This window comes from Mesorhizobium sp. P170090 (assembly GCF_057786115.1).
Genome location: NZ_JBYNWH010000001.1, coordinates 1,210,093 through 1,235,659 on the forward strand (window position 1 = coordinate 1,210,093; position 25,567 = coordinate 1,235,659).

Below are 25,567 nucleotides of genomic sequence, written 5' to 3' on the forward strand. Positions count from 1 at the left end.
TCGAAATGGTGATGCCAGATGTTTATTTCAGTTAGATGACAAACGAGTTTCCGCCAAGGCGATTGCAACGGTTTGACGCGGCGCGGCTTAGCACAGATCAACGAAGAGGCGTTTCCAGCGACACGTTGATGGTCGGCATCCCTCGCACTCGGCCTCTCGGGTCTACCCATCCGCTTCGTCAATCCTGGGTCAAACACCCAGGCGGTTTGCCTCGTGCAAAAGGCCGGCACACATCCTATATCAGGCCAACAATCCCTTCTTGCGGCCCGCAATTCCGTGGCCCAGCCATTTCGAGGCAAGATATGAGCGAAGCACAGACGCAAATCCCCGTGACCGTTCTCACCGGCTATCTCGGCGCCGGCAAGACGACGCTGCTCAACCGCATCCTGTCGGAAAACCATGGCAAGCGTTATGCCGTCATCGTCAATGAATTCGGCGAGATCGGCATCGACAATGATTTGATCGTGGAATCCGACGAGGAAATCTACGAAATGAACAATGGCTGCGTCTGCTGCACGGTGCGCGGCGACCTGATCCGCGTCGTCGAAGGCCTGATGCGCCGTCCCGGCCGCTTCGACGCCATCGTCGTCGAGACCACCGGCCTCGCCGATCCGGTGCCGGTGGCGCAGACCTTCTTCATGGATGACGACGTGCGCTCCAAGACCAAGCTCGACGCTGTCGTGGCCCTGGTCGACGCCAAGCACCTGCCGCTCAGGTTGAAGGATTCCAAGGAAGCCGAGGACCAGATCGCCTTCGCCGATGTCGTCGTGCTCAACAAGACCGACCTGGTGACGCCCGAAGAGCTGGCCAAGGTCGAAGCGACCATCCGCGCCATCAACCCGGCGGCCAGGATCCACCGCACCACGCGCGCCGGCGTGGCGCTGTCCGAAGTGCTCGACCGCGGCGCCTTCGACCTGTCGCGCGCATTGGAAAACGACCCGCATTTCCTCGAGGCGCACGATCATGATCACGACCATCATGACCATGACGGGCACGATCACCACGACCATGATCACGACCATCATCATCACGATCACGCGCATCCCTCCGACATCCATGACGTGAGCGTGCAGTCGGTGTCGCTGCGCGGCGGCGAGATGGACCCGAAGAAATTCTTCCCGTGGATCGAGAAGATCACCCAGATGGAAGGTCCCAACATCCTGCGGCTGAAAGGCATCATCGCGCTCAAGGGCGACGACGAGCGCTATGTCATCCAAGGCGTGCACATGATCATCGAAGGCGACCACCAGCGCGCTTGGAAAGACGGCGAAAAGCATGAGAGCCGGCTGGTGTTCATCGGCCGCGAGCTTGACGCCGAACGGCTGAAGAAGAGCTTTGACGCCTGCCAGGCGGCTTGATTTCCGGACTCTATGGCGCTAGCGCTGCCCGCTCTTCCTTCTCCCCTTGTGGGAGAAGGTGGCCTCGCGAAGCGAGGTCGGATGAGGGGTGCTCCAGCTCGGCACCGACGGCGATCCGTTCAACACCCCTCATCCGTCTCGGCGCTGCGCGCCGATCCACCTTCTCCCACAAGGGGAGAAGGTTGACGCCAGGCCTGGCCGCCTCAGTGGCTTCCCGGGAGTGGTGACAGCTTCATTGGAATGGTCCTGATGCCCACAGTTGCTCCCCTCGACCTGGAAGGTCACTGCCTTGCCGCCGTCTTCCTCGACAACGTGCCGCATTTTGCGCTCGCCGATGGGACAGTTCATAGGCTCGACAACGGCCACAAGACAATTCAGGCCAATGACGGCCTGCTCTCCACGTTCCATGACGCCGCCAACGACCGCCTGATCACCGGCGGCGAGGACGGCAAGATTTTTGCCGTTGCCGCCGGCGGCAATGTCAGCGAACTCGCCAGCGCCGGCAAGAAGTGGATCACCAGCGTCGCCGCCGGGCCGCAAGGCGCTATCGCCTATGCCACAGGCAAGACTGCGTTCGTGCGCTTTGCCGACGGCAAGACCAAAGAGTTTGCCCATCCACGTTCGGTCGAGGGGCTGGCCTTCTCCCCCAAGGGCATGCGCTTCGGCGTCGCCCGCTACAATGGCGCGACGCTGCATTTCCCGGCCGCCGAGGGCAGACCGGTGGAGCTGGAATGGGCCGGCGCCCATACCGGCGTCACCTTCTCGCCGGATGGCGCCTTCCTCGTCACCACCATGCAGGAAAACGCGCTGCATGGTTGGAAGCTCGCCGACGGCAAGCACATGCGCATGACCGGCTATCCCGGCAAGGTCAAAAGCCTGTCGTGGAGCGTGAAGGGCAAGTGGCTGGCGAGTTCCGGCGCGCCGGCGGCGATCGTCTGGCCGTTTTCGGGCAAGGACGGCCCGATGGGCAAGGCGCCGCTGGAGCTCGGCACGCGCGGCAACGCCATGGTGACATCGGTTGCCTGCCATCCGAGCCAGGATGTCGTCGCCGTCGGCTATGATGACGGCATGGTCATGGCGGTGCGCTTTACCGATGCCAAAGAGGTGCTGTTGCGCCGCCCGGGCATGGGCGCCATCACCGCGATGATGTGGGACAAGGAAGAGCGCCGGGTCGCCTTCGGCAGTGCCGCCGGCGACTGCGGCGTCATCGATATCTCGGCGTGACCTATTCGGCTCCGCACGACACCTTGCCGGTCAATTCTTTCGGCTTGCCGTCCTGTTCCGTGTCGGCGGCGTTGTCGTAGACGGCAAGCGTGTACCGGCCGTCATAGACGCCCTCGTCACTGGTCTTGGTCAGGATCGTCAGTTCGACAGAGTTGAATTTATCTCCGAGCTGATGCTCGTGGTAGACGTTCAGCCGCAACTCCTTGTCGTCCAGCCAGTACTGGGTGAGGTCGGAATCCTCGAAGATGGTCTTGCGCAGACTGTCGCCTTCCGGCCGGCCAAGTATCTCGAGATCGCCGCGAAAATTGAAGGTCGGGCCGCCCATACCTCTGGTGACCCCGGCGCCGACCTCGAATTGCACCGCTTTGTCATCGACGGAACACCAGACGCCGCCCGATGCGGAAGCCGCAGCGGCCGACAAGAGTAGCGCAATAGCGCAGATGATCGTCCGCATTTTTCTCCCCAAACCACAGACCCGATCGCATTGGCGCCCGACTGCGCCGGAAGGTCAAGTCTGCCGAACTTGCTGCTGACCCAATGCAGCGCACCAACACGGCCAATTGCGGTTGCCGTCGCCAATTGGGTAGTGTGCCGGCCGAGAGGGATTTCATGTACAGCACGAACAGTTCAAAGGCGTCCATTGGCGGTATCAGCCGTGACCGCATCGCTGCATTGCGGACAAGCGAGGCGAACACCTTCCGCAAGGCGCGGCCGAAATCGCAGGCCAAGGTCGGTAACGGCCTGCCAGGCTTCTTCGGCGGTGTGCCGATGCACTGGATGAACGACTGGCCGACGCCATTCCCGATCCTGGTCGAAAGCGCCAAGGGCGCCGCCATCACGGATATCGACGGCAACAGGCTGGACGATTTCTGCCTCGGCGACACCGGTTCGATGTTCGGCCATTCGCCGCCGCCGGTGGCGCGCGCCATCCGCCGCCAGGCCGGGCGCGGCCTGACCTATATGCTGCCTTCGGAAGATGCGCTGGCCATCGGGCCGCTGCTCATACAGCGTTTCGGTCTGCCGTTCTGGCAGATCGCCACCACCGCCACCGACGCCAACCGCTTCGCGCTGCGCGTCGCCCGCGCCGTCACCGGCCGCGAAAAGATACTGGTCTTCAACGGCTGCTATCACGGCTCGGTCGACGAGACGATGGTCCGGATGGTCGACGGCAAGCCCGTGAATCGGCCGGGGCTGGCGGGTGAGTTTCGCGACCTGACCAAGACGGCGAAGGTCATTGAATTCAACGATGTCGCCGCGCTGCAAGCAGCGCTCAAGGACAAGGATGTCGCCTGCGTCATTGCTGAGCCGGTGCTGACCAATTCCTGCATGGTGCTGCCCGATCCGGGTTTTCACGACGCCTTGCGCAAACTGACGCGCGCGGCCGGAACGCTGCTTCTGATAGACGAGACGCACACGATTTCGACTGGACCCGGCGGCTACACCAGGAAATTCGGACTACAGCCCGACCTGTTCGTGCTGGGCAAGCCGATCGCCGGCGGCGTGCCGGCAAGCGTGTGGGGCATGAGCGACGAGGTCGCCTCGCGCTATGCCGACTACAATCGAACCAAGGAGCCGGGCTATTCCGGCATGGGCACGACGCTGTCGGCGAACCCGCTGCAGTTCGCAGCCATGCGCGCAACGCTCGAAGAGGTGATGACGCAGGAGAATTATGCCCGGATGGATCGCCTCGCCCTGCGGCTCGATGCCGGGCTGACCGGCGTCATCGATCGCTACAATCTGCCCTGGCATGTCGCCCGCGTCGGCGCCCGCGTCGAGTTCATCTGCGCCCCTGGCCCGCTCAGGAACGGCGCCGAAGCCGAGACTGCCCATGCGCCGGAGCTTGAGGCGGCTATCCATGTCGCGCTGGTCAACCAGGGCGTGCTGATCGCGCCCTTTCACAACATGATGCTGATCTCACCGGCCACCACCGGCGCCCAGGTCAACCGGCTGATCACCGCCTTCGCCACGGTTGCGGCAAGGCTGACGGCATGAGACAAGCTGCCAAGCCAAACTCGAGTACACTAATCATGAGTTCACCTTCGGGCTCGACGCCCGTCGAGGCGCAAGCCTTTCTCGACGCCCATCCCGAAATCGAAGCCTTCGATATCGTCTTGACCGACGCCAACGGCGTCGGCCGCGGCAAGATCGTGCGCCGGCATGAGCTGAAAAGCATCTTCGAGGGCGGCCGCCACATGCCGATCTCGATCCTCGGCCTCGACATCACCGGCGAGGATGTGCACGAAACCGGGCTGATCTGGACGACTGGAGACGGCGATCTCAGGGCATGGCCGATCCCCGGCACGCTGGTGCCGCTTTACGGCACGAACCCGCCGCGCGGCCAGTTGCTGATGGCGATGTACCATCTCGAGGGACAGCCTATGTCGTCGGACCCACGGCTGGCGCTGGCCAGGCAGGTCGACATATTGGCGGCCAAGGGCCTCTATCCCGCCGGCGCCTTCGAACTCGAATTTTTCCTGCTTGCCAATGAGCGTGACGCCGACGGCAAGGTAAAGCCAGCGGACGCCGTGCTCGACGGCCGCCGCTCGGCCAAGACGGAAGTCTATTCCGTCGACCATCTGCACGGCATGGAGCCGCTGTTTTCCGACATCTATGCCGCGGCTAAGGCGCAAGGCATTCCGGCCGAAACGGTGATTTCCGAATACGCGCCCGGCCAGTACGAGCTGACGCTGAACTATCGCAAGGATGTCATGCGGGCGGCCGACGACCTCGTCATGTTGAAGCGGCTGGTGCGGGCGCAGGCGCGCCGCCATGGTGTCACCGCCTGCTTCATGGCCAAGCCGATCGAAAAATACGCCGGCTCCGGCATGCATTTCCATGTTTCGTTGCAGGACAAGAACGGCCGTAACGTTTTTGCCGAGGCTGGCGGCGAAAGCTGGTCGCTGCCGCTGCTGCAGGGGCTCGGCGGGCTGATCCAGACCATGGCCGAATCGATGCTGGTGTTTGCGCCGCACGCCAATTCCTGGCGGCGCTTCGTCTCGCAGTCCTATGCGCCGGTGGCGCCGACCTGGGGCGTCAACAACCGTTCGGTGGCGCTGCGCATCCCGGCGGGCGACGCCAAGAACCGGCGCATCGAGCACCGGCCGTCGGGTGTCGACGCCAATCCCTACCTGATCGCGGCAACGGTGCTGGCCGGCATCATCAAGGGTCTGGATGAAGGCCTCGACCCCGGCCCCGAAACCACTGGGAATGGCTATGAAGCCGCCATCACGCGCACGACCATGCCGGTCGACTGGCGCGCTGCGATCGAGGCGGCGCGGGCATCGAGCTTCCTGAAAGAGGCGCTTGGCGAGGATCTGCATCGCACCTTCGTGGCGATCAAGCAGTCGGAGTATCTGCGCGTCGCCCGCACCGTCAGCGAGCTGGATTACCACCTCTACCTCCATGAGGTCTGAGAGACCGCCTGGAACTCGGGCAGTCGTCCTGCTAGCCCGACGATCAGGCGGCGATTACTTTTTCGCCGCCTGCATCAAATGAGGTGGCGCTGCAGCCTTCAAGAACATATCATGAACGGATGAGCGCACCTACCGTCCGTGAAAAGCTGGCAATCCTGTCTGACGCCGCCAAATACGATGCTTCCTGCGCCTCGTCCGGCTGGGCGAAGAAGGATTCGCTCCAATCCGGCGGTATCGGCTCCACAGAAGGCATGGGCATCTGCCATTCCTACGCGCCGGATGGCCGCTGCATTTCGCTCCTGAAAATCCTGCTCACCAATTTCTGCATTTACGATTGCAGCTACTGCATCAACCGCTCGTCATCGAATGTGCGCCGCGCCCGCTTTAGCATCGACGAGGTGGTGAAGCTGACCATGGATTTCTACCGGCGCAACTACATCGAGGGCCTCTTCCTGTCCTCCGGCGTCATCCGTTCGCCCGACGAGACCATGGCCGAGATGGTGGAGGTGGCGCGGCGGCTGCGGCTGGACGAAAAATTCTCCGGCTATATTCATCTGAAGACCATTCCGGAAAGCTCGGCCGAACTGGTCGAGCAGGCCGGGCTCTACGCCGACCGGCTGTCTATCAACGTCGAACTGCCGACCGATGAGGGCGTCAAGAAACTGGCGCCGGAGAAGAAGCCGGAAACGATCCGCCTTTCCATGGCGAACCTGCGCCGGAAGATGGAGGAAAAAGCCGAGCCGACGCTGAGGACCAAGAAGCGCGAACGCTTTGCGCCCGGAGGTCAGTCGACGCAGATGATCGTCGGCGCCGACAAGACATCCGACGACGGCATCTTGCACACCAGTGCGCGGCTCTATGGCAGCTACCATCTGCGGCGCGTCTATTACTCCGCCTTCAGCCCGATCCCGGATTCGTCATCGTCGCTGCCGCTGCAGAAACCGCCGCTGATGCGCGAGCACCGGCTCTATCAGGCCGACTGGCTGATGCGCTTCTACGGCTTTTCGCAGCCGGAAATCCTCGCCGGCAGCAGCGACGGCATGCTCGATCTCGCCATTGACCCCAAGCTCGCCTGGGCTTTGCGCAATCGGGCGAGGTTTCCCGTCGACATCAACCGCGCCGATCGGGAAGCGCTGCTGCGGGTTCCGGGTCTGGGCACCAAGGTGGTGGCGAAGATCCTTGAAACCCGCCGCCACCGACACATGCGGCTGGAAGATGTCGGACGGATCTGCCATTCGATCGCCAAGCTGAGGCCCTTCATGATCGCCGAAGGCTGGTCGCCGGGTGGACTAACGGACAAGACCGGCTTGCGCGACACGATCGTAAAGTCCTGCGAACAACTGTCTCTGTTTTGACCATGCAGCCGGCCCAGCTCGACCTTGCCCGATACACTGTCCGGCTAGCGAGCCAGACCGATTTCGCCGGTTGGCGCGATGCGGCACGGCGTCTGGCGCTGAATGAGGTCCGACCTGAGGATATTAGTTGGGGTGTCGGGTCCGACGCCAATGATACTCAAGATGCCTTGCCGGCGGTGCCAGAGGGCGCGCAGCTTACCGTCCCGCGCGAGTTCATCGCCCATGCCGAAACGGCCTTCTGCCACTCCGACCCCGGCCGGTTTGCCTTTCTCTACTGGATGCTTTGGCGCCTGCGCACCGAGCCGAAACTGCTGGCGATCGCATCCGATCCCGACACCAGGCGGCTCGAAGCCATGGAAAAGGCGGTGCGGCGCGACAGCCATAAGATGCATGCCTTCGTACGCTTCCGGAAGATCGGCGACGGCGAGAACGAGCGCTACGTCGCCTGGTTCGAGCCGGAGCATTTCATTGTCGAGCGCAACGCGGATTTCTTCGTCCGGCGGTTCACCGGCATGCGCTGGACCATCCTGACGCCCTATGCCTCCGCCGACTGGAACGGCGAAAGGCTGGCGATCGGGCCGGGTGCGGCCAAGGGCGATGCACCCGATCAGGACGACACCGAGGCGTTGTGGCTGACCTATTTCGAAAACATCTTCAACCCGGCGCGGCTCAAGGTGAAGGCGATGCAGAAGGAGATGCCGAAGAAATATTGGCGGAACCTTCCCGAGGCCTCGCTCATTCCAGATCTGATCGCAGGAGCGGACGAGGCCGCCAGGGATATGATTGCCAGACTGCCGACAACGCCGGCGCCGCACCACGCCAAGCTGCAGGCGAAACATTGGCCGAAGCGCGAGCCGGCCGAGGCGCCGGACGATGACGCCAACACCATTTCCGAGCTACGCGAAGCCGCGAAAGGCTGCCGCCGCTGCCCGTTGTGGCGCGACGCGACACAGACCGTGTTCGGCGAGGGGCCGGATGATGCCAAAGTGGTCTTCGTCGGCGAACAACCGGGCGATCAGGAAGATCTCGCCGGCAAACCTTTTGTCGGGCCAGCGGGCAAAGTGTTCGATGCAATTCTCGATGACGCAGGCGTCGACCGGCAAAAAGTCTACGTCACCAACGCCGTCAAGCATTTCAAGTTCGAGCCGCGCGGCAAGCGCCGCATCCATTCGAAGCCAAATGCCGGCGAAGTCCAGGCCTGCCGCTGGTGGATCGGCCGGGAGCTTGAGCTGATCAAGCCGGACCTCGCCGTGGCGCTTGGGGCAACGGCGGCGTTGTCGCTGCTGGGCAAGGCCATTGCCGTGACGAAAATGCGCGGCCAGTTGATCGAACGCGAGGATGGCTTGCGCGTGTTCATCACCATCCACCCCTCCTTTATCCTGCGCATTCACGAGCCGACGGACAAGGAGGCTGAGCGCGAGCGGTTCCTAAAGGATATGAAAGAGGTGAAGCGGCTGATGGGGTCGTGAGATGAGCGAAAGCCTCAGCGACATCGTCATCCGCGGGCGGAGCAAGGAGTGAAGCGACGCAGCGCAGACCCGAGGATCCATGCCGCGACGTTTGCACGCTGCTACGGTGCAGAATTATGCCGTTGCGCTCGACGGCTAACATCACGGAATGGATCCCAGGGGTCTTCGCGACGGAGCTTCGCTCCTGCTTCGCCCAGGGATGACGAAGCTGGGTGGCTTCACGGTCGTGAATCCAACGTTGGAAAACTTCGGCCGCCACGGCCAGATTAACTGATTAGGATTGCCCTCAGATCGTTCACATTCGTACCCGTCGGCCCCGGCACGAACAGATCGCCGATCGCGTTGAACGCCGTCCAGGCATTGTTGCCGGCCAGCATCGCCTTGGCGTCGATGCCGGCGGCACGCATGCGCGAGACAGTCGAGCCATCGGCAAAGGCGCCGGCATTGTCTTCCGAGCCATCGATGCCGTCGGTATCGGCGGCCAGTGCATGAATACCTTCCGCGCCGCTGATGCCGATGGCAAAGGCGAGCAGGAATTCGGAGTTGCGGCCGCCCTTGCCCCTTTTTCCGTCAACAGGGGCCCGCAAGGTCACGGTCGTCTCGCCGCCGGACAGGATCAGCACCGGCTTTTTGAACGGCCGGTTGCGCGTCGCCACTTCGCGCGCAATGGCTGCATGCACGCCACCGACCTCGCGCGCCTCGCCCTCGATGGAATCGGAGAGGATGACGGCTTCGATGCCCTGCCGTTTTGCCTCAGCGGCTGCCGCTTCCAGCGACACGCCAGCCGAGGCGATCAGGTGCACTTCATTGCGTGAAAAGCGCTGGTCATCCAGATCTGGCGCATCGGCCTCTGGCGAGTTGATGTGCGCCATGACGGCGTCGGGCAGTTTCATGCCGTAGGCCGCTATCGAGGCCAGCGCATCGGCGCGGTTGCCGGAGTCGGGCACGGTCGGGCCGGAGGCCACCAGCGCCGGGTTGTCGCCGGGAATGTCAGAGACAACCAGTGATACCAGTTTGGCCGGCCAGGCGGCAGCTGCCAGCCGGCCGCCCTTGATGGTCGAGAGATGCTTGCGGATTGTGTTCATCGCCGCGATCGGCGCGCCGGAGGCAAGCAGCGCCTCGTTGACGGCGATTTCGTCGGCGAGCGTCAGGCCGGCGGCAGGCGACGGCAGCAGCGCCGATCCTCCGCCCGATATCAGCGCCACTACCAGGTCGTCCGCAGTCAGCCCTTGCACCTTTTCGAGCAGGCGCCGCGACGCCTCAAGACCGGCAGCGTCCGGCACCGGATGTGCCGCCTCGATGATTTCGATGCGCTCGCATCTGGCGCCATAGCCGTAGCGGGTGACGACCAGCCCTTCGATCGGGCCATCCCACACCTTCTCGAATGCCGCCGCCATCTGCGCCGAGCCCTTGCCGGCGCCGATGACGATGGTGCGGCCCTTGGGCCTGGCCGGCAGATGATCCCTGATGGTCCGTTCAGGATCGGCAGCGGCAACAGCGGCATTGAAGATCGAGATGAGAAAGGGTTTGGGATCGAGCACGGTTATCCTTGGCCGTAACTGGCGGTTTTCAAAATGAGCAAACGTTGGCGCTGCCCCTCACCCTCACCCCGTGAAAGACGGGGAGAGGGGATCGCCAGCGCTCGAGCTTGTCCTTTCTCCCCGTCACTATACGGGGAGAAGGTGCCGGCAGGCGGATGAGGGGCAGCGCCAACGTCACGATTTACCTTCCGGCGGCAGCGCCAATTGTGTCCGATCGACGCCGAGATGATCGCACAGTGCATCGACGACGACGCCATGATCCTGGCGTTCCGGCAGGCCGGAGACGGCGATGACGCCGATGACGCCGGCACCCTTTACAGTCACCGGAAACCCGCCGCCGGCCAGTACGTAATCAGCAATATCCAGCCCCTCGCCGACCTTGAAGGTGCGGTCCGGTCGCTGCTGTTCCAGCACCAGACGATAGGTGCTCCTGAGGTAGCGCTTGACCACATTGATCTTGCGTCGTGCCCAGTCGGGGTTGGAGGCGTTTGAACCGGGCATCGCGGCATAAAACAGCGGCCGATCCCACAGCCTGATATCGATGATGATGGGCAGCTTTTCGGCCAGCGCCCGCTCGCGGATCGCCGCGCCGACCTTGAACGCGACGGCCTCGTCGAAGGCCGGGAAGACCAGCGTCTCTTCCTGTTTCTGGATCAGAGCGATGTCGTCTGCGGCGGCCATTTTTGTTCTCCGAAATCGTCACAAATCGTGTGTACGACAAGCTCCGCCCGGTCAAGGTCTCGTCGCGGTGGTGGTCTTGCCCCGCCAGGATCGCCCCCCCACTCCGTCGAGCTTCTCTCGACACCTCTCCCCCGATCGACGGGGTAGAGGAAGGGCGCAAAGCTGTCCGAACCGGCGCCCGTCCTCCGAAGCAAAGGCTCCCTTCCTCTCCCTCCGGAGGGGGATAGGTGGCGCCGCGAAGCGGCGACGGAGTGGGGGAACCTCTTGGCAACCAGGCGCAATCATCATCTTGTCCCGCGCGGATGATAAGTCCTAACCCGCGATCATATCACTCTTGGCCGGCCGCCCCGCGACATAGACCTCGCGCACGGCACGGTCGTCGCCCAGCGTCTGCAGCAGGAACAGCTCCTCCGCCAGCGTCTCCACAGTCGCCATCCTCAGCCGCATCGCCGGCGTGGCGCGGGCGTCGAGCACGGTGATGTCGGCATCGGTGCCTTCATCCAGCGTGCCGACCTTGTCCGCCATAGACAGCGCCTCGGCATTGCCACGCGTTAATTGCCAGAAGGACTGGAACGGGTTCAGCTTTTCGCCAGTCAGCGCGATCACCTTGTAGCCCTCGTCCATGGTGCGCAGCATCGAATAGTTGGTGCCGCCGCCGACATCGCTGGCCGCGGCGATGCGCAGCGGCTTGTCGCGGCGCCGAAAGCGCTGGTAATCGAACAGGCCGGAGCCGAGGAACAGGTTCGAGGTCGGGCAGAACACCGCCACCGAGCCGCTGTCCGACAGCGCATCGGCCTCGCGTTCCGAGAGATGGATGCAGTGGCCGAACAGGCTCTTTGGCCCCAGCAGGCCATACTGCTCGTAGACATCGGTGTAGTCGCGCGCCTGCGGATAGAGTTTTTGCGTGAAGGCGATTTCGGCGTGGTTTTCCGACAGATGCGTCTGCATATGCAGATCGGGATGCTCGCGGCAGAGCGCGCCGGCCATCTCCAACTGTTCGGGCGAAGAGGTGATGGCGAAGCGCGGCGTGATCGCATAAAGCTGGCGGCCCTTGCCGTGCCATTCCGCAATCAGCGCCTTGGTGTCGTCATAGCCCGATTGCGGTGTGTCGAGCACGCCTGCCGGCGCGTTGCGGTCCATCATCACCTTGCCGGCAATGTTGAGCATGCCGCGCGCGTGCGATTCGGCAAAGAACGCCTCGGCCGAGGCCTTGTGCACCGAGCAATACGCGGCGACCGTCGTCGTGCCGTGGCGCACCATTTCATCCAAAAACAGCCGCGCGATGCGGCGGCCGTGCTGGGCATTTGCGAATTTGGTCTCTTCGGGAAAGGTGTAGGTGTTCAGCCAGTCGAGCAGTTCGGCGCCATAGGAGGCGATGACCTGCATCTGCGGAAAATGCGCGTGCGCGTCGATGAAGCCTGGCAGCAACAGATGCGGCCGATGATCGATCTTTTTCGCACCGTCGCCAGCCTGCCTTTCCACATCAGCGTAGGCGCCGGCGGCAACGATTCGGCCATCGCGGATCAGCAGGCCGCCATCCTCCTCATAGCGCCAGGCGGCATGGTCGGTGATGGCTTCGGGCAAGCGCAAAAAGCTCAGCGTGCGGCCGCGCAGAAGTGTCGAAGTCATGCTTATTTCCCTGCGCCTTCGAACCAGGCGACCAGCAGCGCCCGTTCCTTGTCGCTGATCTGGGTGACGTTGGCGGGCGGCATGGCGTGGCTGCGCCCGGCCTGCAAATAGATTTCACGCGCATGCTCGGCAATGCCGGCGTCGGTGTCGAGCATCACGCCCTTCGGCGCATGGTAGATGCCTTCATAGACCGGCTCGGCCGTATGGCACATCGAGCAGCGGCCAAGCACGGTGTCGCGCACCGCCGGGAAATGCGACGAGGCGATATAGACTTCGGCCGCGGCGGATGCCTTGGGCTCGCCGGTCAGTATTTTCGGCGCTGTCGACAGCCACATGATGATGACGAATAGCACCGCAGCCGCCATCCAGGTCCAGTGGGGGTTGCCGGCACGCTTATGCACGGTGTTGAAATAGTGCCGGATCAAGACGCCGATGATGAACACCAGCGAGGCGATGACCCAGTTGAACTCCGTCGCAAACGCCAGCGGATAGTGGTTCGACAGCATCAGGAACAGCACGGGCAGCGTCAGGTAATTGTTGTGCAGCGAGCGCTGCTTGGCGATCTTGCCGTATTTCGGGTCGGGCTTGCGGCCGGCAATCAGGTCGGCGACGACGATCTTCTGGTTTGGAATGATCACCATGAAGACATTGGCCGACATGATCGTGGCGGTGATGGCGCCGAGATGCAGGAAAGCGGCGCGGCCGGTGAACAGATGCGTCAGACCCCAGGCGATGAACACCAGCACGCCATAGAGCACCAGCATCAGTCCGGTGTCACTTTTGCCGAGCGGCGAGCGGCAGAGCAGATCGTAGACTACCCAGCCGACGCCGATGGTGGCCATCGACAAAAGGATGCCGACCGGCACCGACATCGGCAGCACATTGGGGTCGATCAGGAACAAATCGGCGCCGGCATAGTAGACCACGCACAGCATGGCGAAGCCGGACAGCCAGGTGGCGTAGGATTCCCACTTGAACCAGGTCAGGTGTTCCGGCATTTCGGCCGGCGCCACCAGATATTTCTGGACGTGGTAGAAGCCGCCGCCATGCACCTGCCATTCCTCGCCGAATGCGCCGACCGGCATGCCGGGGCGCTGGCGCAGGCCAAGGTCGAGCGCGACGAAATAGAAGGACGAGCCGATCCAGGCGATGCCGGTGACGACGTGCAGCCAGCGCACGGCGAAACTCAGCCAGTCCCAGAAAATCGCGAAATCCATCATGTGAAATCGTCCCTGCCGATCGGCTGACTTTACGGTGTGGGGCGCAAACGAAAAGAGGCGAGGTGTACGATGACTTTCAAAAAAAAATGGAAAATACTAGGCTGACCACGTACGCCGCCACATAAAGAGCCACGAATGGCCTATCTCGACAACATCGCCGTCTTCGTCCGCGTCGTCGAGCTTGGTAATCTCTCGGCGGCAGGCCGCGACATGCGCATTTCGCCGGCGGTCGCCTCCAACCGCATCAAGGAGCTGGAAAAACACCTCGGCGTGCGGCTGTTCAACCGCACGACACGGCAATTGATGCCGACGGAGCATGGCACGGTGTTCTACTCCGGCGCCAAGCAGGTGCTGGAGGCTATCACCGAGGCGGAAGCCGCGGTTTCGGCGCTTTCCGGCCAACCGCGCGGCACCATCAAGGTGACCGCACCGCTCGGCCTCGGACGGCGGCTGGTGGCGTCGGGCATTCCGGATTTCCACGACAAATACCCCGATATCGAGGTGCGGCTGAGGCTCTCCGACCACAATATCGACATCATGAAGGAAGGCATCGACGTCGCCTTCAAGCTCGGCATCATCGAGGATTCCAGCCTGCGGATGCGCGGCATCATGGAATGTGAACGCGTGCTGGTGGCGGCACCGAAATATCTCGAAGCGCGCGGCGAGCCGGTGGAGCCACAGGAGCTGATCGGCAAGAAGCACGACTGCCTGATGCTGCGCTATTCCGGGGCGCGCGAATATGTCTGGACGCTGCAGACGCCGTCCGGCCCGCAGAAATTCGAGGTGCACGGCCCCTACGACACCGACGATGGCGATGTGCTGACCGGCTGGGCGCTGTCGGGCCGCGGCATCATCAACAAGCCGCGCTTCGAGGTCGAACCCTTCATCCGCGACCGGCGGCTGCAGGTCATCCTGGCCAGCACGCCGCCAACGCCGGTGCAGTTCGCCGCCGTCTATCCGCACAAGAAGCTGCAGGATCCAAAGGTGCGGCTGTTGCTCGACTTCATGGCCGAGCGTTGCCAGCGGCTGATCAAGGATTTGCTGGCCGGCAAGTGAGGGGCTGTTGGCCCAGTCGCCAGGGTTGTCTTACAAGCAGGTGACCTTAGGTTCGCATACGCCGCCCTATGATCGATGGTCCCATGCCGACTGACCAGCAAGCCACAATGCATCTTGCCGTTTCGCTCAACATTACTTCCGGGCAGCCGCTCGGGTTTAGCGACCTGGCCGGCTTTGCCAAGCAAGCGGAAGCGGCGGGGCTGGACATGATTGTCCTCGATGATTCCGCGCCGAACAGCGCCGGGTCGAGTTTTTTCGAAGCGACGACCTTGCTGGCGGCGCTGCCGACGGTGACAAGTCGGATCGGCCTTGTCGCTGCAGCCTCGACGGTCGCTCACCAGCCGTACAATCTGGCGCGCCGTTTTGCTTCGCTCGACATCATCAGCCATGGCCGCGCCGGCTGGCACGCGACCATGGCGCAGGCGCCAGGGGAAGCCGCCAATTTCAGCCGGCCGGATGGATTTTCCGACGATGTGTTCCGCCGCCGCACGCAGGAATACATCGGCATCGTTCAGCGCCTGTGGCAGGGCTGGGATTCCGACGCGCTGCTGTTCGACAAGGCCGGCGGCCGCTTCCACGATCCCGAAAAAATGCACCTGCTCGACCACAAGGGCGAATTTTTCTCCGTGCGCGGGCCGCTGAACGTCGCGCGCTCGCCGCAGGATACGCCGGTGCTGGTGCTGTCCGGCCTGTCCGAGGCCGACCTAGATATCGCCGCCCGCACCGCCGATGTCGTCCTGCTGGACAGACCCACAGAGGACGCCAAGGCGCGCCATGACGATCTCAAGCGCCGCGTTGTGGCCTGCGGACGCGATCCGGGTGCGGTCAAGCTGCTGCTGAACGTTGGCGCAGATGTCGCTGCCAACGCGCTCGAAACATTGTTCAGCTCGCAAAGCTGCGACGGGTTCAACATCGCAATACCGCCTGCCGCGATTGACGGTTTCATCGGCCGCGTGCTGCCGGAATTGCAGCGCCGCAGCCTCGTCCGACCGGATTATCCCGGCACCACCTTGCGTTCGCATCTCAGACTTGCCGGAGGAGCGCAATGACCCGCCAGATGAAGCTTGGCGCCTTCCTGTGGGCGACGGGCCACCACATCGCCGCCTGGCGTCACCCCAAGGCGCATGTCACGGCAGGCATCGACATCGATCATTACATCCGGCTGGCGCGCACGGCGGAAGCGGCGAAGTTCGACATGGTGTTCTGCGAGGACGCCGCCGGCCTGCGCGAAGCCAATGTCGGCATCGCCAGCCAGACCTCACGCTCGATCGGCTTCGAGCCGATCAGCCTGCTGTCCGCGCTCGCCGTCCAGACCAGCCGCATCGGCCTCGTTTCGACGGCCTCGACCAGCTACAACGAGCCCTATGGGCTGGCGCGCACCTTTCTCTCGATCGATCATCTGAGTGGTGGCCGGGCTGGCTGGAACCTGGTGACGTCGGCCAGTCCCATCGAAGCCGCCAATTTCGGCGCGACGGGCCTGAAACCGCATGCCGACCGCTACGAGCGGGCGCGCGAATTCGCCGAGGTGGTATCAGGACTTTGGCAAGGCAGCGGCTTTCACGGTCACAACGGCCAGAGCTTTTCGGTGCGCGACTCGCTCGACCTGCCGCGCTCGCCGCAGGGCGCGCCGGTGATGGTGCAGGCCGGCGCCTCGGATGTCGGCCGCGACCTTGCCGCCCGCACCGCCGACGTCGTGTTCACGGCGGCGCAGACCCTCGAGGAAGCCAAGGCCTTTTACGACGACCTCAAGGGCCGTATGGCGGGCTATGGGCGGGAACCCGACGACATCAAGATCATGCCCGGCGTCTCCCCGGTGGTGGCAGACACCGAGGCCGAAGCGCGGGAGAAACAGGAGGAATTGCAGGCGCTGATCCCCGACGATGTCGGCGTGGCGCTACTGTCCAGCTATCTCAGCATCTCCGATCTCGGGAGCTATCCGATCGACGGACCGATGCCCGAACTGCCGGAGACCGAGGGCATGAAAAGCCGCCAGGCGCTGGTCATCCAACAATCGCGCCGCGACGGCCTGTCGATCCGCCAGCTTGCGCGCCATTTCGCCGGCGCACGTGGCCATTGGCGTATCGTCGGCACGCCGGCGCGGATCGCTGACGAATTGCAGGCGCGGTTCGAGGGCGGCGGCGCGGACGGCTTCAACGTCATGCCGTCATACTTCCCCGGCGAGCTCGATGCCTTTGCCACGCTGGTGGTGCCGGAACTGCAGCGACGCGGACTATTCCGTCGGGAATACGAAGGCAGCACCTTGCGAGATCATCTCGGCCTGAAGCGGCCTGCTTAGCCGCGCCGAAGCTTAGCCGGCCATCATCTTATGCTGGACTTGATGGTCGGCATTCGGCGCGGTGTTGTGAACGACCAGTGCCGTCATGATCTCGGCTGCCGCGAGCGCCGCGATCACCGGCGGGCGCTTGTCCCTGACGGCGTCGCCGCCGATCGGGGAGACGAGGCGGGCCAACTCAGCCTCCGTGCCATCCGCCGATTTCAGGAACCAGTTCCTGAACGTCGCTCTCTTGGTTTTCGAGCCGATCATGCCGACATAGGCCGCGTCGTCGCGCTTCAGCGCCTCGGCGACGATGAGGAAATCCAGCGCATGGTCGTGGGTGAGGATGGCGAAGGCGGTGCCGGCGGGGGCGTTTCGCACCTCGGCCTCGGGCATCGGCGTCAGCAGCGTCTCGACGGTTTCCGGCATGCCTTCCAGCGCTTCGGCCCGCGTCTCGATGACGACACCACGCACGGGAAGAAGTGCAACGGTCGAGGCCAGCGCCTGGCCGACATGGCCGCCGCCGAAGATATAGACATGCGGCAGGTGGGCTTCCTCGGCTTCTGCGGCCGCGATCAGCTCGGCAGTAAGCGCGGCATCGACGATACGGATCAAGACTTCGACGCGCCCGCCGCAGCACTGGCCGATCTCGGGACCTAGCGGCACGTCAAGCGTGGCGCGGACTTCATCGACCGCGATGCGGGCTTCTTTACCCTCCCCCTTGTGGGGAGGGTCGGTGAGCGGACGCCGCGTGGCGGCGTCCGCGAAACGGGGTGGCTTGGCACGATCATCCGCACCCCCACCCCGGCCGGCTTCGCCGGCCGACCCTCCCCACAAGGGGGAGGGTGAAGACCCCACCATCTGCCTCGCCTTGTCGATCGCCATGTACTCGAGCTGACCGCCGCCGATCGTGCCAAAAATCGCCGCCTGCGATACGAGCATGAAGGCGCCCTTCTCGCGCGGAGTCGAGCCTTTGGTGCCGGCCACTTCGACCAGAGCAAGCCGGCCGGCGCTGGCGAGAAAAGCTCTGAGGCTTTGCACTTTCGACTTCATATTTCGCATTCCCGTACGGGAAATATAGGGTTTTTCAGTCTGAATTGCACGTTTTGCCAGAATCCAGGTCAGAGTCAGGCGCTATTCTTGGCTTCACCCTTCAGCCGTTCGATCGCCATCAGCACCCGTTCTGGTGTTGCAGGAGCGTCGAGACGCGGACAGACCTTATGATCGGCCACACTTGCCACCGCGTCCGACAGCGCATGCAGCACAGACATGCCGAGCGGGAAGGGCGGTTCGCCGACCGCCTTGGAACGGTGCACCGTCGGCTCGTTGGCCTCCGGCCAGTCGGCCAGCGTGACGTTGAATATCTTCGGCCGGTCGGACGCGAGCGGGATCTTATAGGTCGACGGCGCATGCGTGCGCAGCCGGCCCTTGTCGTCCCACCACAGCTCCTCCGTCGTCAGCCAGCCCATGCCCTGGATGAAGCCGCCCTCGATCTGGCCGAGATCGATGGCGCGGTTCAGCGAGCGGCCGGTTTCATGCAATATGTCGGTGCGCTCGACGACATATTCGCCGGTCAGCGTGTCGACCGAGACTTCCGAGCACGAGGCGCCATAGGCGAAATAATAGAACGGACGGCCCTCGCCCTTGTCACGGTTCCAGTGGATTTTCGGCGTCTTGTAAAAACCCGCCGCCGACAGTTGGATGCGGGCCATATAGGCCTGCTTGACAAGGTCGGTGAAGGCGATCTCCTGGTTGCCGATGCGCACCCGGTTGGGCAGGAAAAGCACCTGCTCGCGCGGCACCTGGTATTTTTCGGCGGCGAAGTCGGTCAGCCGTTCCTTGATCTGGCGGGCGCCGTTCTGCGCCGCCATGCCGTTGAGGTCGGTGCCGGACGACGCCGCGGTGGCCGAAGTGTTGGGCACCTTGCCGGTGGTCGTCGCGGTGATCTTGACCTGGTCGAGGTCGATCTGGAACTCTTCCGCCACCACCTGCGCCACCTTGACGTAGAGGCCTTGCCCCATCTCGGTGCCGCCGTGATTCAGATGCACCGAACCATCGGTGTAGACATGCACCAGCGCGCCGGCCTGGTTGTAGTGGGTGGCTGTGAAAGAGATGCCGAATTTGACCGGCGTCAGCGCCAGGCCGCGCTTGATGAAGCGGCTGTTGGCGTTGAAGGCCTGGATGATGCGGCGGCGCCCCGCATAGTCGGCGCTCGCCTCCAGCTCGGCGACGATGCGGTGGATGATGTTGTCCTCGACCGTCTGGTGATAAGGGGTGACGTTGCGGCCCCCGTCTTTATCACCACTGGTGCCATAAAAATTCTGCTTGCGGATTTCGAGCGGGTCCTTGCCGACGGCAAAGGCAACCTCGTCGATGACGCGTTCGGCGCCGACCATGCCCTGCGGGCCGCCGAAGCCGCGAAACGCCGTGTTCGACACGGTGTTGGTGTAAAGCGGCGCCGATTGCGCATGCACCGCCGGCCAGAAATAGGTGTTGTCGCAATGGAACAGCGCGCGGTCGGTGACCGGGCCGGACAGGTCCGAGGAAAAGCCGCAACGCGCCGCGAACATGAAGTCGACGCCAAGAATGTTGCCGGCGTCGTCGAAACCTACTTCGTAGTCGACGAGGAAGTCATGGCGCTTGCCGGTGGCAATCATGTCGTCGTCACGGTCGGGCCGGATCTTGACCGCGCGATGGTGTTTCTTGGCGGCGATCGCAGCCAATGCCGCAAACTGGTTGCCTTGCGTCTCCTTCCCGCCGAAGCCGCCACCCATGCGGCGGATTTCCACTGTGATGGCGTTGCTCGGCACGCCCAGCGCATGGCTGACCATATGCTGGACTTCGCTCGGATGCTGGGTCGAGGAATAGATGGTGACGTCCTGGTCCTCGCCAGGAATGGCCACTGCGATATGGCCTTCGAGATAGAAATGCTCTTGGCCGCCGATGCGCATCTTGCCCTTCAGCCGGCGGGGCGCCGCCTTGATCGCGGCAGCGGCATCGCCACGCTTCAGCGTGAGCGGCGGCGTGACCAGCTTGTCCTTGCGGGGGTCGAGATCGCCAATGTCGGTGACGAAAGGCAATGGACTGTATTCGACCTTGGCCAGCCGGGTGGCGCGGCGCGCCTGTTCGCGCGTCTTGGCAATAACGCAGAAGATCGGCTGACCATAAAACTGCACCTTGTCGTCGGCCAGCACCGGCTCGTCGTGTCGACCGGTCGGCGAAATGTCATTTTCGCCCGGAACGTCCTTGGCCGTCAGCACATCGACGACGCCCGGCGCCGCGCGCACCGCCGACAGATCCATTTTGCTGATCGTCGCATGCGTCGCCGTGGACAGGCCGAGGCAGCCATGCAGCATGCCCGCCGGTTCCGGCATATCGTCGATATAGACCGCGCTGCCGCTGACATGCTTGTGCGCGGAATCGTGGCGCTGGTCGGCGGCGACGCCACCGGAAATCTTCTGCGCCTTGAGATCTGGAGAGGCGTGCTTGTTCATCAGGCCGCCTCGTTGCGTGACACCTGGAACGGCGCCTTGCTGCCGCTGGTTTCGGCAAAAAAGCGCAGCAGCAGGTTCCTGGCCGCCAGCGCCCGGTACTCGGCCGATGCCCGCATATCGGTCAGCGGGGTGAAATCGCCGGCATATCCAGCCATGGCCGCTTCCACCGTTGTCTCCGTCCACGGCTTGCCGAGCAGCGCTTTTTCGACACCGAAAGCCCGCTTCGGGGTGGCCGCCATGCCGCCATAGGCGATGCATATATCGGCCACGGTTCCGTCCTTGGCCAAGTCGAGGAAAAAGGCGCCAAGGGCTGCGGTGATGTCCTCGTCGCGGCGCTTGGTGATCTTGTAGACGGCAAACTTCGTGCCCTTGGCCGGCACGGGAACGTGCACGGCCTCGACGAATTCGCCTGGCTGCCGGTCCTGCTTGCCATAGGCGATGAAGAAATCCTCGAGCGCGATGGTGCGCCGCTTCTTGCCGCGGCGCAGCGTCAGTTGCGCACCAAGCGCGATCAGGGGCGGCGGCGTGTCGCCGATCGGCGAGCCATTGGCGATGTTGCCGCCGATGGTGCCCATGTTTCGTACCTGTTCGCCGCCGATGCGGTCGAACAATGGCCCGAGCGCGGGGATGCGCTTGGCCAGTGTCGCGAAGGCGTCGGTGTAGGTAACGCCGGCGCCGATGGTGATGACGTCATTGTCTTCGGAGATCGCGCACAGCCCCTCGAGATTGCCGATGAAGACTACCGGTGAGATGTCGCGCATGTGCTTGGTGACCCACAGGCCGACGTCGGTCGAGCCGGCGACAACAGTGGCGTCGGGTTCCTTATCCAGTACAGCGGCGAAATCATCGGCGTTGGCCGGGACGATCAACCTCAGCTTGCCGGCGCCGATTTCGACGCGGGCACCGTCATGCATAGCCTCGAGCCTGGCGGTGATCGCCTTGCGCTCGGCCGCCAGCGGATCCTTCGCCGCCTTGCCGTAGCTGGAGATGGCACGCGCGGCGCGCATGATTGCCTCATAGCCGGTGCAGCGGCAAAGATTGCCTTGCAAGGCCTTCTCGATCGCCGCATTCGACGGGTCCGGCGACTTCATCCACAAGCCGTAGAGCGACATGACGAAGCCCGGCGTGCAGAAGCCGCATTGCGAAGCGTGGAAATCGACCATCGCCTGCTGCACCGGATGCAATTGGCCAGGCGCGCCGCGCAGATGCTCGACGGTGACGACATGGGTGCCGTCGAGCGAACCGAGGAAACGGATGCAGGCGTTGACGCTTTCATAAACCAGCTTGCCGGCGGACAATTTTCCGACCAGGACCGTGCAGGCGCCGCAATCGCCCTCGGCGCAGCCTTCCTTGGTGCCGCGCAGCGAGCGGTCGAGCCGCAGCCAGTCGAGCAAGGTCGCGTCGGGCGCCACCGACGACAGCGCGACATCCCTGCCATTGAGGATGAAGCGGATCTCGTTGCGTATGGTGATCTTGGCCATGCGTCAGCTCCCCCTGTAGGTCGAGTAGCCATAAGGAGAGATAAGCAACGGCACGTGATAATGCACGGATTCCGCCATGCCGAAGCGGATCGGCACACTGTCGAGGAAGGCCGGTTCCGGCAGTTTGGTGCCCTGGCCGCGTAGATAGTCACCGGCGGCGAACACCAGTTCGTATTCTCCAAGGCGGAATTCCGCTCCTGCCAGCAGCGGCGCATCGCAGCGGCCGTCGGCATTTGTGACGACGGTCTTCAAATGTATCCGCGCGTCGCTCTCAAGATGATAAAGCGCGATCGACAGGCCCGCCGCCGGCTTGCCGGTCGCGGTGTCGAGCACATGCGTCGTCAGACGTCCGCCATCGGCTTTCGACGTTTCTGCCACTGGCGCCTCCCATTTCCGATACAGCCGAACAAAGCAGTGAATTGTGCGCCAATTAAAGGCGATGCATAAGTCCCGGTCGAGCGGAGTGGCACAAAAACACTTTCAAAAATTTCGGGGGAATGCGCGAGCAACCCTTTCGACTATCCTGATCATAACTTCCGGCAGCGTCCGGCGGGGAGGGGCAATGCGTTACTCTAGAGACATGCGCGGCTACGGAGCCAATCCGCCGGATCCGAAATGGCCGGGCGGTGCGCATGTGGCCGTCCAATTCGTCGTCAACTACGAGGAAGGCGGCGAGAACTGCGTGCTGCACGGCGACAAGGCCTCGGAAGCCTTTCTGTCGGAAATCGTCGGCGCCGCGCCCTGGGTCGGCCAGCGCCACTGGAACATGGAATCGATCTACGAATATGGCGCGCGGGCAGGCTTCTGGCGGCTGCTGCGCCTGTTCAGCGAGGCGCAAGTGCCGGTGACCTGCTACGGGGTCGCCTCAGCATTAGCCCGGTCGCCCGACCAGGTGGCGGCGATGCAGGAGGCCGGCTGGGAAATGGCCTCGCACGGGCTGAAATGGATCGACTACCGCGACCACAGCGCCGAGGACGAGCGCCGCGACCTCGAAGCGGCGATCAAGCTGCACTACGAGGTGACAGGCCAACGGCCGACCGGCTGGTACACCGGCCGCACCTCGGTCAATACGGTGCGGTTGGTGGCCGAAGAGGGCGGCTTCGACTATGTGTCGGACACTTATGACGACGAACTGCCCTACTGGTTCGAGCACGGCGGCGGCGCGCAACTCGTCATCCCCTACACGCTCGATGCCAACGACATGCGTTTCGCCACGCCGCAGGGATTCAATTCCGGCGACCAGTTCTTCGCCTATTTGAAGGACAGTTTCGACACGCTCTATGCCGAGGGCAAAGCGGGCCGGCCGCGGATGATGAATATCGGCCTGCATTGCCGCCTCGTCGGACGTCCCGGGCGGGTGGCGGCGCTGAAGCGCTTCGTCGACTATGTCAGATCGCACGACAAGGTCTGGCTGGCACGGCGCATCGATATCGCCAGGCACTGGCAGGAGAACCACCCTTACCAGCCGGCGGCGCTCAAGCCGTCGAAGATGGCGTTCGAGACCTTCGTCGACACTTTCGGCGGCGTGTTCGAACATTCGCCCTGGATCGCCGAACGTGCCTATGAGCTGGAGCTTGGGCCGGCGCATGACAGCGCCGGCGGCCTGCACAATGCGCTCTGCCGCGTCTTCCGCGCCGCCAGCGAAACCGAGCGGATCGGCGTCCTCAACGCGCATCCCGATCTCGCCGGAAAACTGGCCAAGGCGCGGCGGCTGACGGCGGAATCGACCCGCGAGCAGGCCTCCGCCGGACTCGACGCGCTGACCGACAAGGAGCGCGAGCTGTTTTCCAAGCTCAACGCCGCTTACGTCACCACCTTCGGCTTCCCCTTCATCATCGCGGTGCGGGGCAAGACCAAGGAGGAGATCCTCGCCGAGTTCGAGGCGCGCATCGGCAACAGCCGCGGCATCGAACTCGATACCGCCTGCAAACAGGTCGAGCGCATCGCGCTGCTCCGCCTGAAAGACATGCTCCCGCTCTAATGAAATGACTGAGGGGTCAGGACCCAATGGATATGATCAAGACTGACCAGAAAACCTATTATTCACCGCATGGCGGCCATCCCGGCCAAAATGAGCTTTTGACCGGCCGCGCCGTCTTCACCGAGGCCTATGCCGTCATACCGAAGGGAGTGATGCAGGACATCGTCACCAGCCCACTGCCGTTCTGGGACGAGACCAGGGCCTGGATCATCGCCAGGCCGCTTTCGGGTTTCGCCGAGACATTTTCGCAGTACATCGTCGAGGTCCTGCCCGGCGGCGGCAGCGACCGGCCCGAGCCGGACGCCGGCGCCGAGGGCGTGCTGTTCGTGGTTGAGGGCGAGTTGACCGTTTCGCTGGCCGGCAAGAAGCACGTGCTGCAAGCCGGCGGTTTTGCCTTCCTGCCGCCGGACAGCGGCTGGACGGTGCGCAACGAAGGTCGCGACGCCGTGCGCTTCCACTGGATCAGGAAGGCCTATGAGGCCGTCGACGGCATCGACGCGCCGGAAGTCCTGTTCAGCAGTGACCAGCAAATGGCGCCGACGCCGATGCCCGGCACCGAGGGTCGCTGGGCGACGACCCGTTTCGTCGATCCAGCCGACATGCGCCACGACATGCACGTCACCATCGTTACGCTCGAGCCTGGCGCCGTCATCCCATTTGCCGAGACGCATGTCATGGAGCACGGGCTCTATGTCTTGGAAGGCAAGGCGGTCTACCGCCTCAACCAGGACTGGGTCGAGGTCGAGGCCGGCGACTTCATGTGGCTGCGCGCCTTCTGCCCGCAGGCCTGCTACGCGGGCGGCCCAGGCAAATTCCGCTATCTCCTTTACAAGGACGTCAACCGGCACGCCAAGCTCGGCGGGGCGGGCATTGGCGGTCGCGCGCGGTGACCCGCATCACAGCGCGGCCGCTGACCCGCGAAAGCTTTGCCGGCTTCGGCGATGTCATCGACATGGGCGGCGGCAATCACTACCCGATCAATGGCGGCAAGACCGAGCGCTACCACAATCTCGCCACCGCTGAAGCCGCGGGACCGAATGCCCGCGTGCTGATCTCGATGGCGCGCGGCACGCCTTACGACCTGCCGCTGAAGCTGACCATGGTCGAGCGCCATCCCTTGGGCAGCCAGGCGTTCATCCCGCTGTCGCCGCGGCCTTTCCTGGTCGTCGTCTGCCATGACGGCAAGGACGGTCCGGGCGAGCCGCATGCCTTCATCACCGCACCGGGGCAAGGCGTCAACTATCCGCGCAATCTCTGGCACGGCGTGCTGACACCACTCGGCGAAGCCCAGGATTTCGTCATCGTCGACCGCGGCGGCAACGGCTCCAACCTCGAAGAGTTCCATTTCTCGCACCCCTACGAAATCCATCTCCCCCACGAGACCTGAGAA

Annotated in this window: 21 protein-coding genes; 12 read left to right on the top strand and 9 right to left on the bottom strand. The window is 63.6% G+C overall.

Annotated elements, in window-relative coordinates; genetic code table 11:
• Nucleotides 1-302 precede the first annotated feature (302 nt).
• Nucleotides 303-1,358, top strand: a complete 1,056-nt coding sequence (locus AC3EML_RS06055; protein WP_352520578.1) for a CobW family GTP-binding protein — start codon at nt 303-305, stop codon at nt 1,356-1,358.
• Between the two features lie 249 nt (nt 1,359-1,607).
• Nucleotides 1,608-2,582: a WD40 repeat domain-containing protein gene (locus AC3EML_RS06060; protein WP_023711331.1), complete on the top strand. Its 975-nt coding sequence runs from the start codon at nt 1,608-1,610 to the stop codon at nt 2,580-2,582.
• A 1-nt stretch (nt 2,583) separates the two neighbouring features.
• Here the strand turns inward: AC3EML_RS06060 and AC3EML_RS06065 are convergent, their stop codons facing one another.
• The gene (locus AC3EML_RS06065; RefSeq protein WP_023806218.1) at nt 2,584-3,036 is read right to left on the bottom strand and encodes a hypothetical protein; all 453 of its coding nucleotides are present in this window, start codon (nt 3,034-3,036) and stop codon (nt 2,584-2,586) included.
• Nucleotides 3,037-3,191: 155 nt separating this feature from the next.
• On the opposite strand from AC3EML_RS06065, the gene AC3EML_RS06070 reads away from it, so the two are divergent.
• The 4 genes from AC3EML_RS06070 to AC3EML_RS06085 all read left to right on the top strand — a co-directional run bounded on the left by AC3EML_RS06070 (nt 3,192) and on the right by AC3EML_RS06085 (nt 8,819).
• Nucleotides 3,192-4,574: an aspartate aminotransferase family protein gene (locus tag AC3EML_RS06070; RefSeq protein ID WP_023806217.1), complete on the top strand. Its 1,383-nt coding sequence runs from the start codon at nt 3,192-3,194 to the stop codon at nt 4,572-4,574.
• A 35-nt stretch (nt 4,575-4,609) separates the two neighbouring features.
• Nucleotides 4,610-5,995, top strand: a complete 1,386-nt coding sequence (locus AC3EML_RS06075; RefSeq protein WP_352520577.1) for a glutamine synthetase family protein — start codon at nt 4,610-4,612, stop codon at nt 5,993-5,995.
• A 119-nt stretch (nt 5,996-6,114) separates the two neighbouring features.
• Entirely contained in the window at nt 6,115-7,350 is a 1,236-nt protein-coding gene (locus tag AC3EML_RS06080) for a putative DNA modification/repair radical SAM protein (protein ID WP_352520576.1), read from the top strand.
• 2 nt (nt 7,351-7,352) lie between these two features.
• On the top strand, nt 7,353-8,819 hold the full coding sequence (locus AC3EML_RS06085; protein WP_023700412.1) for a UdgX family uracil-DNA binding protein: 1,467 nt from the start codon (nt 7,353-7,355) through the stop codon (nt 8,817-8,819).
• Nucleotides 8,820-9,085: 266 nt separating this feature from the next.
• Here AC3EML_RS06085 and AC3EML_RS06090 read toward each other — a convergent pair whose 3' ends face one another.
• The 4 genes from AC3EML_RS06090 to AC3EML_RS06105 form a co-directional block, all read right to left on the bottom strand.
• Entirely contained in the window at nt 9,086-10,366 is a 1,281-nt protein-coding gene (locus AC3EML_RS06090) for a glycerate kinase type-2 family protein (protein ID WP_352520869.1), read from the bottom strand.
• Nucleotides 10,367-10,534: 168 nt separating this feature from the next.
• Nucleotides 10,535-11,041, bottom strand: coding sequence for a heme-degrading domain-containing protein (locus AC3EML_RS06095; RefSeq protein ID WP_023671370.1), 507 nt, complete (start codon nt 11,039-11,041; stop codon nt 10,535-10,537).
• 312 nt (nt 11,042-11,353) lie between these two features.
• Entirely contained in the window at nt 11,354-12,670 is a 1,317-nt protein-coding gene (guaD, locus tag AC3EML_RS06100; RefSeq protein ID WP_352520575.1) for a guanine deaminase, read from the bottom strand.
• 2 nt (nt 12,671-12,672) lie between these two features.
• Nucleotides 12,673-13,890: a urate hydroxylase PuuD gene (locus AC3EML_RS06105; RefSeq protein WP_023742584.1), complete on the bottom strand. Its 1,218-nt coding sequence runs from the start codon at nt 13,888-13,890 to the stop codon at nt 12,673-12,675.
• A gap of 135 nt (nt 13,891-14,025) precedes the next feature.
• On the opposite strand from AC3EML_RS06105, the gene AC3EML_RS06110 reads away from it, so the two are divergent.
• From AC3EML_RS06110 to AC3EML_RS06120, 3 genes are all read left to right on the top strand, one after another.
• Nucleotides 14,026-14,946, top strand: a complete 921-nt coding sequence (locus AC3EML_RS06110; protein ID WP_023671373.1) for a LysR family transcriptional regulator — start codon at nt 14,026-14,028, stop codon at nt 14,944-14,946.
• Nucleotides 14,947-15,053: 107 nt separating this feature from the next.
• Nucleotides 15,054-15,995, top strand: a complete 942-nt coding sequence (locus AC3EML_RS06115; protein ID WP_352520574.1) for an LLM class flavin-dependent oxidoreductase — start codon at nt 15,054-15,056, stop codon at nt 15,993-15,995.
• Nucleotides 15,992-17,242, top strand: coding sequence for an LLM class flavin-dependent oxidoreductase (locus tag AC3EML_RS06120; protein WP_352520573.1), 1,251 nt, complete (start codon nt 15,992-15,994; stop codon nt 17,240-17,242). Before AC3EML_RS06115 ends, AC3EML_RS06120 begins: the two co-directional genes overlap by 4 nt.
• Nucleotides 17,243-17,254: 12 nt before the next feature.
• Here AC3EML_RS06120 and xdhC read toward each other — a convergent pair whose 3' ends face one another.
• The 4 genes from xdhC to uraH all read right to left on the bottom strand — a co-directional run bounded on the left by xdhC (nt 17,255) and on the right by uraH (nt 22,574).
• The gene (gene xdhC / locus AC3EML_RS06125; RefSeq protein ID WP_488505169.1) at nt 17,255-18,274 is read right to left on the bottom strand and encodes a xanthine dehydrogenase accessory protein XdhC; all 1,020 of its coding nucleotides are present in this window, start codon (nt 18,272-18,274) and stop codon (nt 17,255-17,257) included.
• 74 nt (nt 18,275-18,348) lie between these two features.
• On the bottom strand, nt 18,349-20,715 hold the full coding sequence (gene xdhB, locus AC3EML_RS06130) for a xanthine dehydrogenase molybdopterin binding subunit (protein ID WP_023671377.1): 2,367 nt from the start codon (nt 20,713-20,715) through the stop codon (nt 18,349-18,351).
• On the bottom strand, nt 20,715-22,196 hold the full coding sequence (xdhA, locus tag AC3EML_RS06135; protein ID WP_352521760.1) for a xanthine dehydrogenase small subunit: 1,482 nt from the start codon (nt 22,194-22,196) through the stop codon (nt 20,715-20,717). The genes xdhB and xdhA overlap by 1 nt, the downstream gene beginning before the upstream one ends.
• A 3-nt stretch (nt 22,197-22,199) precedes the next feature.
• Nucleotides 22,200-22,574, bottom strand: coding sequence for a hydroxyisourate hydrolase (gene uraH, locus AC3EML_RS06140; RefSeq protein WP_023694734.1), 375 nt, complete (start codon nt 22,572-22,574; stop codon nt 22,200-22,202).
• Nucleotides 22,575-22,758: 184 nt separating this feature from the next.
• On the opposite strand from uraH, the gene puuE reads away from it, so the two are divergent.
• The 3 genes from puuE to AC3EML_RS06155 are packed head-to-tail and all read left to right on the top strand — an operon-like array spanning nt 22,759 to nt 25,564.
• Nucleotides 22,759-24,177 (top strand): allantoinase PuuE, encoded by a 1,419-nt coding sequence (puuE, locus tag AC3EML_RS06145; protein WP_023831265.1) that lies wholly within the window; start codon nt 22,759-22,761, stop codon nt 24,175-24,177.
• 32 nt (nt 24,178-24,209) lie between these two features.
• Entirely contained in the window at nt 24,210-25,067 is an 858-nt protein-coding gene (locus AC3EML_RS06150; protein WP_488505170.1) for a bifunctional allantoicase/(S)-ureidoglycine aminohydrolase, read from the top strand.
• On the top strand, nt 25,064-25,564 hold the full coding sequence (locus AC3EML_RS06155; RefSeq protein ID WP_352521758.1) for an ureidoglycolate lyase: 501 nt from the start codon (nt 25,064-25,066) through the stop codon (nt 25,562-25,564). The genes AC3EML_RS06150 and AC3EML_RS06155 overlap by 4 nt, the downstream gene beginning before the upstream one ends.
• Nucleotides 25,565-25,567: the final 3 nt, after the last annotated feature.

Bases quoted from the DNA above. Each gene is read 5' to 3' on its own strand.
- AC3EML_RS06070 (WP_023806217.1), top strand. From the start codon at position 3,192: ATGTACAGCACGAACAGTTCAAAGGCGTCCATTGGCGGTATCAGCCGT.
- AC3EML_RS06075 (WP_352520577.1), top strand. From the start codon at position 4,610: ATGAGTTCACCTTCGGGCTCGACGCCCGTCGAGGCGCAAGCCTTTCTC.
- xdhB (WP_023671377.1), bottom strand. From the start codon at position 20,715: ATGAACAAGCACGCCTCTCCAGATCTCAAGGCGCAGAAGATTTCCGGT.
- AC3EML_RS06080 (WP_352520576.1), top strand. From the start codon at position 6,115: ATGAGCGCACCTACCGTCCGTGAAAAGCTGGCAATCCTGTCTGACGCC.
- AC3EML_RS06115 (WP_352520574.1), top strand. From the start codon at position 15,054: ATGCATCTTGCCGTTTCGCTCAACATTACTTCCGGGCAGCCGCTCGGG.
- puuE (WP_023831265.1), top strand. From the start codon at position 22,759: ATGCGTTACTCTAGAGACATGCGCGGCTACGGAGCCAATCCGCCGGAT.
- AC3EML_RS06060 (WP_023711331.1), top strand. From the start codon at position 1,608: ATGCCCACAGTTGCTCCCCTCGACCTGGAAGGTCACTGCCTTGCCGCC.
- AC3EML_RS06150 (WP_488505170.1), top strand. From the start codon at position 24,210: ATGATCAAGACTGACCAGAAAACCTATTATTCACCGCATGGCGGCCAT.
- AC3EML_RS06120 (WP_352520573.1), top strand. From the start codon at position 15,992: ATGACCCGCCAGATGAAGCTTGGCGCCTTCCTGTGGGCGACGGGCCAC.
- AC3EML_RS06055 (WP_352520578.1), top strand. From the start codon at position 303: ATGAGCGAAGCACAGACGCAAATCCCCGTGACCGTTCTCACCGGCTAT.
- xdhA (WP_352521760.1), bottom strand. From the start codon at position 22,196: ATGGCCAAGATCACCATACGCAACGAGATCCGCTTCATCCTCAATGGC.
- AC3EML_RS06065 (WP_023806218.1), bottom strand. From the start codon at position 3,036: ATGCGGACGATCATCTGCGCTATTGCGCTACTCTTGTCGGCCGCTGCG.
- AC3EML_RS06085 (WP_023700412.1), top strand. From the start codon at position 7,353: ATGCAGCCGGCCCAGCTCGACCTTGCCCGATACACTGTCCGGCTAGCG.
- xdhC (WP_488505169.1), bottom strand. From the start codon at position 18,274: ATGAAGTCGAAAGTGCAAAGCCTCAGAGCTTTTCTCGCCAGCGCCGGC.
- AC3EML_RS06105 (WP_023742584.1), bottom strand. From the start codon at position 13,890: ATGATGGATTTCGCGATTTTCTGGGACTGGCTGAGTTTCGCCGTGCGC.
- guaD (WP_352520575.1), bottom strand. From the start codon at position 12,670: ATGACTTCGACACTTCTGCGCGGCCGCACGCTGAGCTTTTTGCGCTTG.
- AC3EML_RS06110 (WP_023671373.1), top strand. From the start codon at position 14,026: ATGGCCTATCTCGACAACATCGCCGTCTTCGTCCGCGTCGTCGAGCTT.
- AC3EML_RS06095 (WP_023671370.1), bottom strand. From the start codon at position 11,041: ATGGCCGCCGCAGACGACATCGCTCTGATCCAGAAACAGGAAGAGACG.